At 49.3% G+C, this 15,793-nt stretch carries 13 protein-coding genes; all 13 read right to left on the bottom strand.

What is annotated here, in order from left to right:
- Positions 1-13: 13 nt before the first annotated feature.
- Positions 14-1,270 (bottom strand): ABC transporter substrate-binding protein, encoded by a 1,257-nt coding sequence (locus tag PUE40_RS03590; protein WP_277671933.1) that lies wholly within the window; start codon positions 1,268-1,270, stop codon positions 14-16.
- Entirely contained in the window at positions 1,260-2,210 is a 951-nt protein-coding gene (dusB, locus tag PUE40_RS03585; RefSeq protein WP_334296004.1) for a tRNA dihydrouridine synthase DusB, read from the bottom strand. Before dusB ends, PUE40_RS03590 begins: the two co-directional genes overlap by 11 nt.
- Positions 2,211-2,216: 6 nt before the next feature.
- The gene (locus PUE40_RS03580; protein WP_154554147.1) at positions 2,217-3,017 is read right to left on the bottom strand and encodes a type III pantothenate kinase; all 801 of its coding nucleotides are present in this window, start codon (positions 3,015-3,017) and stop codon (positions 2,217-2,219) included.
- Between the two features lies 1 nt (position 3,018).
- Positions 3,019-4,590, bottom strand: coding sequence for a PucR family transcriptional regulator ligand-binding domain-containing protein (locus tag PUE40_RS03575; protein WP_154554148.1), 1,572 nt, complete (start codon positions 4,588-4,590; stop codon positions 3,019-3,021).
- 14 nt (positions 4,591-4,604) lie between these two features.
- The gene (ftsH, locus tag PUE40_RS03570; protein ID WP_154554149.1) at positions 4,605-6,746 is read right to left on the bottom strand and encodes an ATP-dependent zinc metalloprotease FtsH; all 2,142 of its coding nucleotides are present in this window, start codon (positions 6,744-6,746) and stop codon (positions 4,605-4,607) included.
- A gap of 68 nt (positions 6,747-6,814) precedes the next feature.
- On the bottom strand, positions 6,815-8,332 hold the full coding sequence (tilS, locus tag PUE40_RS03565) for a tRNA lysidine(34) synthetase TilS (RefSeq protein ID WP_277671932.1): 1,518 nt from the start codon (positions 8,330-8,332) through the stop codon (positions 6,815-6,817).
- Positions 8,283-9,128: a TatD family hydrolase gene (locus PUE40_RS03560; RefSeq protein WP_277671931.1), complete on the bottom strand. Its 846-nt coding sequence runs from the start codon at positions 9,126-9,128 to the stop codon at positions 8,283-8,285. Before PUE40_RS03560 ends, tilS begins: the two co-directional genes overlap by 50 nt.
- Positions 9,129-9,200: 72 nt before the next feature.
- Positions 9,201-10,814 (bottom strand): methionine--tRNA ligase, encoded by a 1,614-nt coding sequence (metG, locus tag PUE40_RS03555; protein WP_277671974.1) that lies wholly within the window; start codon positions 10,812-10,814, stop codon positions 9,201-9,203.
- 17 nt (positions 10,815-10,831) lie between these two features.
- Positions 10,832-11,077, bottom strand: a complete 246-nt coding sequence (locus PUE40_RS03550; RefSeq protein WP_154554153.1) for a hypothetical protein — start codon at positions 11,075-11,077, stop codon at positions 10,832-10,834.
- Positions 11,078-11,223: 146 nt separating this feature from the next.
- Entirely contained in the window at positions 11,224-12,888 is a 1,665-nt protein-coding gene (locus PUE40_RS03545) for an ABC transporter ATP-binding protein (protein ID WP_277671930.1), read from the bottom strand.
- Positions 12,872-14,605, bottom strand: a complete 1,734-nt coding sequence (locus PUE40_RS03540) for an ABC transporter ATP-binding protein (protein ID WP_277671929.1) — start codon at positions 14,603-14,605, stop codon at positions 12,872-12,874. Before PUE40_RS03540 ends, PUE40_RS03545 begins: the two co-directional genes overlap by 17 nt.
- A gap of 40 nt (positions 14,606-14,645) precedes the next feature.
- Positions 14,646-15,122, bottom strand: coding sequence for a low molecular weight protein-tyrosine-phosphatase (locus PUE40_RS03535; protein WP_154554156.1), 477 nt, complete (start codon positions 15,120-15,122; stop codon positions 14,646-14,648).
- Between the two features lie 28 nt (positions 15,123-15,150).
- Positions 15,151-15,612 carry a hypothetical protein gene (locus tag PUE40_RS03530; RefSeq protein ID WP_277671928.1) on the bottom strand — a complete coding sequence of 154 codons (462 nt, stop codon included), beginning with the start codon at positions 15,610-15,612 and terminating at the stop codon, positions 15,151-15,153.
- Between the last annotated feature and the right edge of the window lie 181 nt (positions 15,613-15,793).

Genomic DNA, 15,793 nt, shown 5'->3' with positions numbered 1-15,793 from the left:
CATCGATTTCTAATTAGTGTTCAATTTTCTTCATGCTGTCTGCCTTCGTTTTCGATTTCGTGACGTATGCGGAAACCAGTTTCCCATCTCTTACGGTAGAAATGTTCACCCGGCGCACCGGATTCCCATCCTGATCGAAGTTAAACACACCGGTAGCGCAGCGCAAGTCCTTCGTGTCGGCCAATGCATCTCGAATATCCGTCGGTTTCAAGCTTCGGGCATTGTTAATTGCATTGATGGTAATCATATACGCATCATACCCCAGTACCGTATTCTGCGTCGGAATGTCCCGCTGTCCATACCGATTCGCATATTTCACCAGGAACCGCTGAGTTTCAGCGGTAAATCCCGTCTCTGCGGTGCCGCCGGAATTCAGTACGTTATCGGATGTGAAGGAAATCTTAATCTGCGGATGTTTCTCTTTCATCTTCAGAAAATCTTCCGTCAGCCACTCCTGATTTCCCAGGAATCGAATATTTGTCATATTTCTTTTTTCAATTTGCTGATACAGAAGATCCGCCTTCTCCAGACCGATTGGCGAGAATACCACTTCTGCCCCGGATTTCTGAATTTGCTTTGCCAACTTCACCATATTGAACTCATCTATTCCGATGGATTCATCCAGTACCACCTCCGGTCCGGACTTCTTTCCCTCTTTCCGAAGGCGAGTCTTGAATGCCGACCGCATCTTTTCCTGGGTACTGTCATTCTGAATGGTAATGATGGCAACCTTCTTGGCGGAAAGCTCTTTGATGGTGTATTCCGCCAGACCGGTGCCTCTCTGGTCATATGTAATGCAGGCACGGAACGCATACGGATTGTTTTCCGTAATCAGCGGGTTGCTGGCCGAAGGGGTAATCATCGGAATTTTCGCCTTCCTCGCTTCTTCCGCGGCAATCATGGAATTCGCTTCTTCCGCACTCCCGATAATCGCTACCGGATTCAGTTTGATTAAACTCTCAATTGCCGCCTTCGCCGTATTGGTGTCGGATTCGGTATCGATTCGGACCAGTTCCACCCGCACGCCTTTTACATTGCTGTACATGCTGTGGGCCAGCTGAATTCCCTTGATTTCCTCTTTACCAACGTTCTTATACTGTCCGCTTTCCGGTTCAAATACGCCAACGTAGATGACGTTGGAATCCTCCGTCTCCTTATCGATGAATGTCCGGCGAAAATTATCATAACTGGTACAACCGGACAGCATAAGCACTGCCGTAAATGTAAGCATGAGACAGATTGTTTTTATAGCTGTTCTGCTAATTTTCAAGTCTTAGTACCTCTTTCAATTCTTCCCCATCTGTAATGTCGTTCACGCGGCCGCGCAGCTTTGCCGCACCGGGATAGCCTTTCGTATACCAGCCCACGTGCTTTCTCATCTCCCGCACCGCAGAATATTCACCCTTCAGGGTCACCAAACCTTCGTAGTGACGAATCATCATTTCCGATCGTTCTTTCCAAGTGGGAGCCGTGTAAGGCTCTCCGTTATATGCCGCGAGAAGGTCCTTGAAAATCCATGGATTTCCCAAAGATCCCCGCGCAATCATCACGCCGTCACAACCGGTTTCCTTCATCATCCGGAGCGCGTCTTCGCCACAATTCACATCTCCGTTTCCGATTACCGGTATCATCACGTTTTCTTTCACCCGGCGAATAATGCTCCAATCCGCCGTTCCCTGATAATACTGCTCCCGAGTTCGTCCATGAACGGTGACCGCTGCTGCGCCTGCCGCCTCCGCCGCCTTTGCGCATTCTACCGCATTCACCGACTCATCGTCGAATCCCTTTCGCATCTTTACCGTCACCGGCTTGTCGCTGTTCTTCACCGCCGCAGTCACAATATCGTATATCCGATCCGGATTCCGCATCAGTGCCGCTCCGTCTCCGTTCCGTACAACCTTTGGTACCGGACATCCCATGTTGATATCCAAAAAACAGTTCAAGCCGGAATTCAGCATCCGGGCTGCTTCACCGATAATGTCCGGTTCGCTGCCGAATATCTGAACTCCGGTTGGTCCGGCATTTTCCGGAATGTACAAGAGCTTCGGTGTTTTTCGGTCTCCGTAATACAAACCCTTTGCACTGACCATTTCCGTATAGGTCAGCGCCGCCCCCTGCTCTTCGCACAGGGAACGCATCACCGCATCGGTGATGCCCGCAAGGGGAGCCAACATAAAGGGGTTTCGGAGTTCAATTCCACCAATATTCAACATATTCTATTTCTTTCTTACTGCTTTATTCTTCTCGTAAACCTCAACGAGACCATCCAATGTCAATCGCCGATCGATTACATCGATACAGGAGACCCCGCTATCTACCATGGTCGCCATACCACCGGTAGCGATAACCTTGATGTCCTCGTATTTTTTTCCGTAATCCGACACCAGTTCCTTCTTCATGCCCTCGATGATTCGTTCTGCCAGACCCATCTGACCGAAAATCAGACCCGCCTGCATATTTTCAATGGTATTCTTGCAGATAACACGATTCGGTGTTTCCAGATCCACATTCGGCAGCTTCGCCGTGTGCTCAAAGAGCGCCGTCGCCGAGGTCTTAATTCCCGGTGCAATCGCACCGCCCAGGAACTCCGCATCCTCTGTTACCACGCAGAATGTGGTCGCCGTTCCGAAGTCCACCACAATCAGCGGTCCGTCATATTTCGCATGAGCGGCCACCGCATTCACAATTCGGTCCGAACCAATCTGACGAGGGTCGTCGCATTTAATCTTTAAGCCGGTTTTAATTCCCGTCTCCACCACCAGCGGCGTGATGTTAAAATACTTCAGGCACATGTGCTGCAGTGTAAACAGCAGTGACGGCACTACCGTTGAGATAATAGCATCGTCAATGTCCTTCGGACTGATTCCGTCATGGCGAAACATCTGATCGATAATGACGCCGTATTCATCCGCGCTTCGCTTGTTGTCGGTAGCCATTCTCCAGCTGCCGATCATCTTTCGATTCTTAAAAACCCCCAGTACAACATTTGTATTCCCAACATCCACTGTCAGAAGCATCCTATTGATCCTCCAGTCTTCTCAATGCCAATGCCATCGTCAAACCCGGAATAATCCGGTTACCGGTCATTTCTGCGCCCAGAATTTCATTAATTCGCTTCAGACGATACTGTACCGTATTATTATGAATGCTCATAAATTCTGCCGTCTTGTTGCTGTTCATGCTGGCATCCAGCACAAAAGTCTCCAGGGTTTCCAGCAACAGTTTTCCTTTGTTGGAAGAAACTTCTCTGCTGAACGGTTCCAGCAGATCCAGATACATCTTCTTCAGGCTGCTGCTTTGCAGGATAATATCCATGCAGTTGCAAACCATGGACATTTCATATTTTGTAAAAACACGTTTGTATGGGAATACGGTTTCCACGTAGTTCCAGGTTTCGTTAATCAGCTTAAATCCTTCTACCGCATTGTCCAAATTCTCGATTCCTGTGGAATGGAAAATCCGAACATTCGGCTTTCCGGCTTTCAGCGCGTCGAACATGTCCAGACAAGCGTTCTTCAATGCCATTGGTTTTTCCTCCGAAGCGCTGACATAAATCAAGCCGTAAAACTCGTTCTGCTCCACCAGCGGAAGAATACCCAGGTTATATTTCATCTTATATTCATCGATAATATCGATGAAATCCGAATTATCGATTCCGTTGGCATAGAAGGAGCTGAGGAAAATCTTATTCTTCATGTCCGCTTCATCTACCAGCGTATAGCAGAAGGACAGATCGTTTCGAATTGCGGCTTTGATGAATTCGGCTCTGGAATCTCTCTCCGGAGTATACTTCCACATTCCCATCGCCAGTTCAATTACCTCTGCCAGCTTCGTAATCTCTACGGCAGAGTAGTTATCATTATCATCCACAATCATGAGAATGTGTTTTTCACCGTTGATATCGATAATTCCCCAATAGGTAATTACATCCGAAATCTCCACCTGAGTGAATACCGATGAATGGGTGATATCCCTTCTTTTGGCCACATTGATGGCATTCTCGATGGTCTCCTTATGACGGGTCTCAATCGTGAGAATCGGATTGAACTCCAGCGTCATCAGAACCACCTGGTAGTCGTTGTGTACCGCTGCCTCCTTGAGCGCGCTTTGGAAATTGCTGTGCTTTTCAAAGTTCAGCAGATGATAAATGGTATTGTTCAGCAGGTTATCGCTGTAGTTATGTCCGTAGAGGATTTTGTCCATCACCTGTTCGATTACCATGGCGTAAGTCAGCTCGCCTTCATCCGCAATGGTAATCACCAGAAGGCCGCTCTCCTCTGCCGCTTTGATTACGCGGCTGTCCAGCGCACGAACACCGTGCTCGTTCAGGAACACCACCAGCGTGGCAATTTGCTTTCTGCCAAATCCGGAGATTACACGGCACTGTGCTTCCACATCGTCCTTAATCTGCCAAAAATGAGTTAACACCATCTGTTCCGGCACGCCGTTTCGCTCCACGCCGGCTTCCAGATTATTTTCATCAAAAACCGATACCGAACGAACTCGCCGGTCGCTTTTTCTCATGCAAGATTCTACAGTACTGTTTCTAAACGCGTCTAACCTTAGACAATCCTCGACTGTAATTTTCATCTTTTCACACCCCTCTACTTTTCTTCCGTTTCGTTATCCTTCTCTTCAGAATCGCATTCGGAATTGCGTTCAATTTCGTGAGTCTCTTCCCGGGATGAATTCTCGTCCTTGGTCTTCATCGCCTCCGCTGCCTCGCCGGCTTTCAAAAGCGCCTTAAGAATTTCTTCTTTGGCAGGGGTCATCTCTTCCTCGGATCCCATAATGGACTGCTTTAATTCTTCCATGCGGGCTTCTTCCGCTGCCTTCCGCTCCGCTTCCAGACGAGCGCTTTCTTCCGCTTCAGCAGCATTCCGCTTCTCTCTTTCTTCTTCTTCCGCCTGTACCTGAGCCTGCAGTTCTTCCGGTGTAACGGTTCCATCGTACAGCGCTTCGAACTGGGTTCCGTCCAGGGTCTCTACCAGAAGCAGCGCCTGAGCCACCCTTTCCAAAGCATCATCATGCTCCTGCAGAATCCGAATGGTTTCCGCATAGCTGTCTTCCAGAATGGAACGGATTTCCATATCGATTTCCGATGCAATGGTTTCCGAATAATTCTGGCGGGTGGAGAAATCCTTGCCCAGGAACACTTCTCCGCCGGAATTGAAGCTTACCGGTCCCAGCTTCTCGCTGAATCCGTATTCCGTAATCATGGAACGAGCAATCTGAGTTGCGCGCTCCAAGTCGTTGCTGGCTCCAGTGCTGATGTCATCCAGCTTCAGCTGTTCCGCTACACGGCCGCCCAGCAGATGCTTGATGGAATTCAGCATGTTGCCCTTGGTCTCAAAGAACTGATCCTTTTCCGGCAGAGACATGGTGAATCCACCGGCCATTCCTCTTGGAATAATGGTAATCTGATGAACCGGATCCGACTTCGGCAGGGACTTCATCACCACCGCATGTCCGGCTTCGTGGTATGCCGTCAGCTTTCGTTCCTCTTCAGAAATCATCCGAGATTTCTTCTGCGGTCCCGCAATGACCTTTGTAGTTGCTTCCTCGATTTCATCCATACGAATCTTGGTGCCGTTACGGCGTGCGGTCAACAACGCTGCCTCATTTACCAGATTCTCGATATCCGCCGGAGAGAATCCCGGTGTTCTCTTAGCCAGAACTTCCAGAGACACGTCCTCTGCCAGCGGTTTATTCTTCGTGTGTACCTTGAAAATTTCTTCTCTTGCCTTTACATCCGGCATGCCGATGACAATCTGGCGGTCAAAACGTCCCGGTCTCAGCAGCGCCGGATCCAGAACATCCGGACGGTTGGTGGCTGCCAGGATGATAATTCCGGCGTTTTCGTCAAATCCGTCCATCTCCACCAGCAGCTGGTTCAGGGTCTGTTCTCTTTCGTCGTTTCCGCCGCCCAGGCCGGCACCTCTCTTCCGTCCTACGGCATCAATCTCATCGATAAAAATAATGCACGGTGCATTCTTCTTTGCCTGCTCGAAGAGGTCACGGACACGGGAAGCGCCGACACCAACGAACATCTCCACGAAGTCCGAACCGGAAATCGTAAAGAACGGTACACCCGCTTCACCTGCAGTGGCCTTGGAAATGTAGGTTTTACCGGTACCAGGATTACCCACCATCAGCACACCTTTCGGAATTCTGGCTCCCAGCTGGGAGTACTTTCCCGGATTTCTTAAGAAGTCTACAATTTCCTGAAGCTCTTCCTTTTCCTCCTTGAGGCCGGCTACATCCTTAAAGGTAATGCTCTTTCCGTTATCCTTATACAGCTTTGCCCGATTCTTTCCGAACTGGAAGGCCTTGTTGTTCCCGCCCTGGCTCATCATAAAGTAGAACAGGAAAATCAGCGCCACCACCATAATAATCGTCGGCAGCAGCGAGAAGAAGTTCACGCTGCTTTCCGGCGGATCGCTTTCCAGCGTAATCTGGTGCTTCTCCAACATGGAATTGATGTAATGCTCTTCCACCCAGCTGATTTCAACTACCGAAGGCGCATAGGCAAACTCTACGTTGCCGTTCTTCTTCGTTCCGCTGAGTTTCCGATCTGTAATGTTCAAAGATTCATATTTCTTACCGTCCAGCTGTTCCACGAACTGGGAGAATTTAATCTCCTTCTTCGAAGCCGGGTTGTCCATTCCCCGATACAGGTAGGCTGCACCCAAAACAATCATGAAGATAAGTAAATAAATACCGAAGTTCTTGCTTGCTCGTTTCAATTTGATGATTCCCTTTCTATCGATAACAATAAAATTTGTTTATTTACACAAACTGCTAGGTTATTTTATCATAGGCAATCGGTGATTTCAAGAAATAAAAACGCTTTCGACCCTTCCTCAATCTGATACTTTTGTGAAATTCTTCCCTTCTTCTGTTCCACTTCATTTGGGATTCCGGAATTCGGAAGAATCCAAAGTATTTCTCTACCGATTGCGATCATCTCCAGCCAATCCCGATACTCCTTTGGGATTTTTCGGTCCACCATGTAATCCTGGATTTTCTTGTGCTTTCCGCCGGCGATGCCAATTCGGTCTCCGGCTTTTCGGGTTCTCAGCATCAGCTTTTTTTCCGGCTCCGGATATTCCCGGCAAAGCTTATCGTAGTCCAGCACCGCACACGGCACAATTTCCTTTTGAGCATTTCGGACGTCCTCGAAGGCCGCGGAGTCTTTTTTTAGGACCTGCACCCGTAAGTGATGCCGCCCTTCCATCGCGTGTTCGTCATCCGGTGCCACTTTTCGAAACACCAGCTCCTCATAGCGGCGCTCCGCCCGCCAGCCCCCGGGCAGGTTCACAGATGCGGAGGGATTCTCCGACTTCAGGATGTTCAGGACGTTCTCCACGATGGTGTACCGGAGATTTTCGTCTCCGCTGCATTCTCGAATCACTTGGGCCACCACCCGGCGGATTATCGCCGAATGCAGGACCCGAAGTCCGTTTGCATCCAGAATCCGTTCGTCCTGCGGTGTTTCCCGTTGAAGCGCGGCGCGAGCGGTTCGGGCTTGCTCTTCCATGTAATTCTCTTCCGGGCCGGCAATTTCCGCCAGGCTTTGCAATGCCTCTTTGACCCCGGGGTTGAAATATTTCTCCAGATAGGGAATCAGCTCCCGGCGAATTCGGTTCCGGGTGTACTCCACGCTATCGTTGCTTTCGTCGTAGTTGGGGCGCAGCGCGTGCTCCGCTGCATAGTCTTCAATTTCCTTTCGGGGAGTGGAAAGCAGCGGCCGGACGATGGCATATCCCTTTTCATCTCGTCGGGTGGAGGGGATTCCCGCCAGTCCTCGGATTCCGGTGCCTCGCACGATGCGCTGCAGCAGGGTTTCGCACTGATCGTCTGCGTTGTGAGCCAGGGCGATGCGAATGCGCTCCTTCGGAACACCTTCCTGCAGAAGTTCCTCCGCCACTTCGTCGAAAATCCGGTATCGTGCCGTACGTCCCGCCTCTTCCACCGAACACTTCTGCGCCCGGGCAATGCTTCGGCAGTCGATTCGGCGAACTCGGCAGGGCAGATTCCATTCCCTGCAAATTTCTGCCGCATGGCGTTCTTCACTGTCGGCGTTCTCCCGCAGTTGATGGTTCACGTGAACGGGAACGATATTCAGATTTTCCGGAGATTCCAGCTCCTTTAAAATATGAAGCAAGGTCAGCGAGTCCGGTCCCCCGGACAATCCCAGAATCACCGTGCTGTTTTTCGGAACCAATCCGCCTTGCTGTACTCTTTTTACCAGTCCGTCCATGGTCCTTTCGTCCCCTTCGTTACTCTTTCTCGTCCCTTGGGATATCGAAGAATCGGCAGCCGTTGGCATAGAGAATTTCTTCCGCCGCTTCGTATTCCATATCTTTAATCAATGCAATTCGCCGAATGATATGTTCGATATACGGCGACCGGTTCGGCCGTCCCCGGAAGGGTTCCGGCGTAAGGTACGGCGCATCGGTTTCCGTCATGATAAATTCGATAGGAACCTGTTTTACCACTTCCACCGTCTTTCGGCCGTTTTTGAAGGTCACCGGTCCGCCGATAGAAATAGTGGCCCCCAAAGCCACGTATTCCTTGGCCAATTCCGCCGATCCAGAGAAGCAGTGGAGCTGCACCCGGGCATCCGGAACCGGCTGTCCGCTTGCATTCAGCCGCGTCGGGAAAGCCGTCTTTCGCTCTTCCGAGAACAAGCCTTCCTCTTTCAGTATGTCCAGTGTCAGCTGATTGGCATCTCGTGTATGAATCATCACCGGCACCTGATGGCTCATGCCAATCCGAAGCTGCTTCCGGAACAACTCAATCTGTTCTTCTTTCGTGTCCTTGCCATAATGGAAATCCAGCCCGATTTCTCCAAGCGCCTGCACTTTACGATGTGCCAGCATCTCTTCAATGCGTGTCAGATCCTCCTCCGTGTATTCCGCCGCATGCTCCGGATGGATGCCCACCGCTGCATAGCACCAGGAATACGTTTCCGCATCCTCAATGGCCTTCCGGGAAGATGACACCGAGTCGCCTGCGTCGATGATGATTCCAACATCCGATGCGGCGATTTCTTCCGCCCGCTGCGTCCGCTCTTCCTCGTCAAAGCCCTCAAAATTCAAATGTGTATGTGCGTCGAATATCATATTTCCCCTCATGTTGAAAAAAGGGTCTCGAGATGCATGCTCTCAAGACCCGTTCTCTCTGTTATGCGATATCTATTTCTTGTTCTTCGTAGCAACCTTTTCCTGACGAATCTGAGACAGCGCTTCCAATTCCTTCTCGATATCGAGACGCGGGAAAAGAACCTCTCCCTTCTGCACCTTGCAACCATCCATCTGATAGAAGGTAAAAGCATCCTCCCATTTTGCTTCCACGTCCGCCAGTCCCAGCTGTTCTCTCATGCGCTCCGAAGTGGTGTGCATGTATGGGATTATCAGGATGGAAACGATTCTCAGTGCTTCTACCAGGTTCCGAAGAACGGTATCCAGCTCTGCCTTCCGCTCCGGATCCTTTGCCAGAATCCACGGGGTCTTCTCGTCGATATACTTATTCGCTCTGCGAACGATTGCCCAGATTTCATCCAGCGCCATGTTGAACTGGAAGGTATCCATCTTATCTTCCACCCGGTTGCCGGCGGTTGTTGCCAGCTCCTGCAGCTCTTCGTCAATCTCATCCTTCGTTGTTGCTTCCGGAACCACACCATCGTTGTACTTCATAATCATGGATACGGTTCTGGACAGCAAGTTCCCCAGGTCATTGGCCAGATCGTAGTTGAGGCGCTTCAGCATAATCTCATTGGTGTAGACGCCGTCCTGACCGAAGGTGTACTCTCTCAGCAAGAAGTACTTCAGCGCATCGATGCCGTAGCGGTCGATGAGGATTTCCGGATCCACCACGTTGCCCTTGGACTTGGACATCTTTCCGCCGTCAATCAGCAGCCATCCGTGTCCCAGCACCTGCTTCGGCAGCGGTTCCTTCAGGGACATAAGCATTGCCGGCCAAATGATGGAGTGGAAACGCACGATTTCCTTGCCCACCAGGTGGACATCCACCGGCCAGTACTTCTTGTACAGTTCATCGTCTTCCGAATATCCCAAAGCGGTGATGTAGTTGGACAGCGCATCCAGCCATACGTAGATGACGTGTTCTTCGTCAATCGGAACCGGGATTCCCCAGTCGAAGGTGGAACGGGAAATGCAAAGATCTTCCAGACCCTGCTCCACAAAGGAAATCATTTCATTTCTGCGCGCTTCCGGCTGCAAAAAATCCGGGTTGTTCCGGAAATTATCCAGCAGCGCATCGCTGTACTTGGACAGACGGAAGAAGTACGCATCTTCGCTCATCTTCTTCACTTCACGACCGCAGTCCGGGCACTTTCCGTCTACCAGCTGAGATTCCGGCCAGTAGGATTCACACGGAGTGCAGTACCAGCCTTCGTACTTGCCCTTGTAGATGTCTCCATTCTCGTACATCTTCATGAAGATGTTCTGTACTCTCTTGATATGACGCGGCTCCGTGGTCCGAATGAAATCATCGTAGCTGATTTCCATCTTATCCCAGAGTCTCAGAATGGTTTCCACCACACCGTCTACGTATTCTTTCGGTGTGACCTGAGCTTCTTCCGCACATTTCTCAATCTTCTGTCCGTGTTCATCCGTCCCGGTGAGGAAGCGCACATCGTATCCGCTGAGTCTCTTGAACCGAGCCATGGCATCCGCCATTACGGTGCAGTAGGTGTGTCCGATATGCAGTTTCGCACTTGGATAATAAATTGGTGTAGTAATATAATATGTTCCCTTGTATTCCGACATTTCCCTTAACCTTTCTATGCTATTCTTTTTGGCGATTAGTCGATGATGTAATCGTCATCCTCTTCGCCCCAGTCCACATCCGACCAGTCGTCTTCCAGGAAGATTTCGTCAAAAATCTTTTTGGTGGTAACAACCAGAAGTGCACCTGCCAGCATGCTGACACCGGCAATCCGCATTCCCAGCTTCGCCGCCTTCTTCCGTCTTATTGCTTTTGCAGCCGCAATGTCCTGCTCCGTCATGATTTCCCTCATCTTCGCTGTATTTCTTTTCTTCAAGGTCATGATGTACCTCCTTTATGCCACTACTTTTCTGTAGATAAAAACTTAGCCTCATTATACCCAATATGAACCATTTATTCAAGGTTTGAACCTGCGGATTTCCATCTTGAATCGCTTCGCTTTAATGCTAAGCGACCCGATTGCTTTTCTCAAATATTAATGACCCGACCCATCTCCCCGGATACGCGATGGGAAATGGCAACTACCGTTCGTTTCTCCGATGCTCGCTTCAATGCCTGCATCACTTGATGCTCGGTTTCTGCATCCAGATTGGCCGTGATTTCATCCAGAAGAAGAATCTTCGGTTCCGCCACGATTGCCCTTGCAATTGACAGAAGCTGCCACTGACCCTGCGAAAACAATTCCGGGACGCACCGGGTATCATAGCCCTCTTCCAGCGTTTCGATTTCCGAATCCAATCCGGCAAGGCGAGCTGCCCTTTTCACCTGCTCTCGGGAAACGGATTCATCGTATAACGTAATCTGCTCCGCCACGGTTCCCGGCACCATGTGATAGGATTGTTCCACATAGCCAAACCATTTTCTTTTTTCTGACGGCGGTACCTTTGTTGCAGGAATACCGCTTACCAGCACTTCCCCCGCCTCGGGAGAGTACAGTCCCAGAAGAAGCTTGAAAATCGTGCTTTTTCCCGCGCCGGTGCGACCGGAAAGAGTCACCTGCTCCCCTTCTTCCACCCGGAAAGTCATATCTTTCAATACAATGTGTTCATCATAGCCAAAGGTAACGTGATCGAATTCCAGCAGCGGAACTTTTCGTTCAATGTTTTCTCCCGAGTTTGGTGCACGTTCTTCAATTTCCCCAATTTCTTCCATCTCGAAAAATTCATTAATTCGGTGAATTCCGGCCATAGCCGTCTGAATGGTCTGAATCTCCATTCCCAAACTTTCCACCGGCGCAAAGATCTGAGAAATATAATTCATCACCGCCACCGCAGTTCCCGCCGACATTCCGAAAAACATCAGAACCTTCGAATTACCGGAAGCGGAGAGCATCATAATCATCGCAACCACTACCGCATTGAGAATCAGAATCACCGGTGAATATACGGAATCGTAGAAATTTGTTTTTTCCAGTGCCCGGTAACTGTCGGTAATGTATCCATCATATCGCTCCTTCATATACCTTTCTTTTCCCAGACAATGAACGGTACGAATGTTATGAAGGGTTTCCGGCACGTGTCCCGACGCACGCGCCACCGCCTTTCGATTGGAAATTTCGGCCGCCAATGTGTTTTTCTGAACATATCTTGTAAATGCGAAAATCCCCGGCAGCAAAAGAACCAGCAGCAGCGCAAGGCCCGGATTCCGGTACCGAATTACTACCAGAATGCTGATGATTTTGCAGCTGTCGGCAACCATGCTGACGATGCCGGAAGTAAAAAGATTCTCCACCGTGTCCACATCTCCGATGAATCGGGAAACCAGCACCCCCGGCTCTTGTCGTGTAATGCCTTCAGTGGTAAGATTCGTGAATTTCTCCATCAAGCTGCTGCGAAGCGCATGCGTCATTTTCTGTCCGAACACCGTCAACAATGCCTCTCGAGTCGCTTCCAACAGTCCGGTACACGCCAGGAATCCGAAATAGGATAAAATAAGCATCGCGGACAGCCCCTGTTCTCTGGTAATGCCATCGATAATTCGGGCAAGCACCAGCGGCGGAAGAAGCGTGGTCAGGATTGCACCGATTGTGGCACAAAAAAGCCCGCCGGACAGCGCTTTATGCTCTTTCGTGGTACGAAAAATTACCGCCCAAACCGAATTCTTCTTTTCGATCGTTCTATTGCTCTTCCCCACTACGACCTCCTGTCTGTGCCTCATATAGCTCCGCATATTTCGGCACGGATTCAATCAATTCGTCATGGGTTCCGAACGTTCCGCATCCGTTCTCCAGCCAAAGCACCTTGTCCAGTTCCGGAAACAGATACAGCCTGTGAGAAATCAGCAGCACGACGGAATCCTTCGTCATATTCCGAAGATTTCGGAATACCTCCCGTTCCGTATTTCTGTCCAAGGCGGAAAATGGATCGTCCAGAATCAGCAGCGGCTTTCGGTGATAGAGGATTCTCGCCAAGGCAAGGCGCTGAGCCTGTCCTCCCGACAGCCGAAGGCCACCGGACCCAATCAGCGTTTCCACCCCCTCTTCCATGTCCGCCACTTCCCGCTCCAGGCATACGGCTTTCACATACGGCATACAGTCTTTCGAATCTCCCAGTTTGATGTTGTCAGCAACGGTATCGCAGAACAGCTCCGGATCGTGGCCCATATATCCCACAATGCCTTTTCGATCCGCATCTTCCGAAGTCTGCAGTTCCAATCCTGCGAATCGCATCAATCCGCCATATGGATGTTCGCAGAGAAAGACCTTTCCCAAAGTGGATTTTCCCGATGCTACTGCACCGGTAATCCCGATGACTTCTCCCGGTTTCGCGGAGAAAGAAATATCCTCCAGAATTCTTTTTCCATCGGGATAAGCAAACGACAAACGATCTACGGAAAGATTTCCGGGTTTCTGCACTATCCGATTCTCTCTTTCGTCCGCCGATTTCATTAAGGGACGAATCCGTTCCCAGGAAACCTGTGCTTTGTGCACTGCGTTGAATAGTTTTGCAGCGGAAGAGGATTTCACAGAGAGCTTCAAGAAGCAAGACAGAAATGTGGTAAAGGCAGCAATATCCCAGGTGCACCATCCGGTCCCCACTACGTTCCGCCGGCCAAAGTACAGAATGAAAATGACGCCGGCCGTGGAAATAATCCGGTAAATCGGTGGCATTACGGTGCTCCAAATACTTGCTTTTACCGCCGATATTTCATACGCATTCAGGTTCTCTTCGTAAGCGTTCCGCCGATTATTTTCACAGCCGAACACGCGATAGGTGATGGCATTTTCACCTCGATCCAACGTGGCGGCACTCAGCACACCGGATTCCTTCTTGTACGCCTCGCCGGTCCGCTGGACGACATTCTTCATCTTCTCTGCGATACAATAGGAAATCGGCGGAAAAATCAGGCAAAGCAAAGAAAGGCGCCAATCATACCGGAGCAACATCCCGGTATATGCCGCCAAGGCCACGCCCGTATCAAATATTTCCGTCGTGAATTTCCGCATCCCTTCCGCACAATCGTCCACGTCCAGAATGGCTTTGATTAAAATATCCCCTTTTCCTTCTTCCTGAAGTTCGGTGCGACTCTTTACCACCAGATTCCCATAGAGGATGCCTTTCATCCGGCGCTTGACGTTATTGGCAAAACGACGCACATAGAACCGTTTGATATATCTGGCGCCCTGCACAATGAGAATTGCACCCACATATCCCAGAACCAGCCGTATCATATCGTGATATTCTCCGGTTCCGTTCAAGATATTCACCAGACATCCGGTCATCTGACCTTCAAACCACGGTCCGGAAAGCAAACCCAGATTATAGAAAAGGCCGGACAGCGTCACCACCAGCAATGCACGCCATTCCACTCGGAAATAGGAAAGGATTCTATCCGATTGAAACTTTGCCATATCCTACTCGGTTGCGTTCCGTCTTAATTTAATTATGGTACTACTCATCGTTCGCTCCTCCTTCTTCGCGCAACAAAAACTCCATAAGGCCCTCACATCCTTGCCTTACATCCCGATAAGTATCTTCAAAATTTCCGGTGTACCATGGATCCGCAATATCTCCCTGCCCTTGAGCGAAATCCAATAAAAGAAAAATCTTTCCCGCCGAGTCACCTCCGACAATCCGCTTCATATTTCGAATGTTTGCGGAATCCATTCCAATCAGATAATCGTATTCATCGTAATCCGAAGGTTTCATCTGTACCGCCCGGTGTGGAATTACGGGAATATGCTCCTTCTTTAACTTTCGCACCGTTCCGGGATGAACCGGATTTCCAATTTCTTCCCGACTGGTAGCGGCGGAATCAATCCGGAAATCCGAGGAAAGACCCCTGCAGTCTACCAAGTGCTGCATCACGCTTTGAGCCATCGTGCTGCGACAGATATTGCCGTGGCAGATGAATAGGATTTTTATCATTGTTGCATAACCTCGCAGTTCTTAGTTTTTACCCGAATACTCGTTTCAATAATTCTACAACATTCTCATTTTTTAGCCCATATCTTTTCAATGAATTTTGATCAAATGGTTCCTGCTCCAACAAGTCAATAAAACTATGTATATCGGCATCTACTGCTATCGGCAATTCTTCTACTTTTTCAAGCATAAGCTCCGAAGCAATACGCAAAACATCTTTTTTATGCTTCCTTATGTCACTGGAATCCACTTTTTCTCCTGAATCTTTTCGCTTTTGCAAATCAAGATACGCTTTTGCTTTAAAAAGAATGATATATTCCGGTCTTAAAACAGAAAGTCCATTTCTCACTTCTTTTCCATTGAGTAGTGCCTTATAGTAATCATCATTCAGAAGAACTGCAGACAAACTGGAGACTTCATCATCAATATGAATTGGAGTAATTCCTTTTGCATTTTTTAATTTAAAATCACTTCTACAAAACAATTCAATCATTTTCGGAAATTCATCGTCTTCTGGTTTATCAAACCTATAAAATGGTGAATTGAAAAAGTAAGTTCCAGTTCAGCAAAAAACTTTCAGCTTTGCAAAAGTAAATTCTGGTATGGGGGGTAAAATTAGAGTAAATAGTGAAAATACCGTGCAAATATGGCGAATACGGAAGGATAGTTTGTAA

The organism is Mogibacterium kristiansenii, from assembly GCF_029224645.1.
Classification (GTDB): Bacteria; Bacillota; Clostridia; order Peptostreptococcales; family Anaerovoracaceae; genus Mogibacterium_A; species Mogibacterium_A kristiansenii.
Note: the sequence above shows the minus strand (reverse complement) of the source record. Positions and strands in the feature narration are given on the sequence as shown.

Excerpts from the sequence above, each read along its gene's own strand:
- tilS (WP_277671932.1), bottom strand. The coding sequence starts at position 8,332 with ATGCCAACGGCTGCCGATTCTTCGATATCCCAAGGGACGAGAAAGAGT.
- PUE40_RS03580 (WP_154554147.1), bottom strand. The coding sequence starts at position 3,017 with ATGCTTCTGACAGTGGATGTTGGGAATACAAATGTTGTACTGGGGGTT.
- PUE40_RS03575 (WP_154554148.1), bottom strand. The coding sequence starts at position 4,590 with ATGAAAATTACAGTCGAGGATTGTCTAAGGTTAGACGCGTTTAGAAAC.
- PUE40_RS03550 (WP_154554153.1), bottom strand. The coding sequence starts at position 11,077 with ATGACCTTGAAGAAAAGAAATACAGCGAAGATGAGGGAAATCATGACG.
- PUE40_RS03540 (WP_277671929.1), bottom strand. The coding sequence starts at position 14,605 with ATGGCAAAGTTTCAATCGGATAGAATCCTTTCCTATTTCCGAGTGGAA.
- PUE40_RS03530 (WP_277671928.1), bottom strand. The coding sequence starts at position 15,612 with ATGATTGAATTGTTTTGTAGAAGTGATTTTAAATTAAAAAATGCAAAA.
- PUE40_RS03560 (WP_277671931.1), bottom strand. The coding sequence starts at position 9,128 with ATGATATTCGACGCACATACACATTTGAATTTTGAGGGCTTTGACGAG.
- PUE40_RS03535 (WP_154554156.1), bottom strand. The coding sequence starts at position 15,122 with ATGATAAAAATCCTATTCATCTGCCACGGCAATATCTGTCGCAGCACG.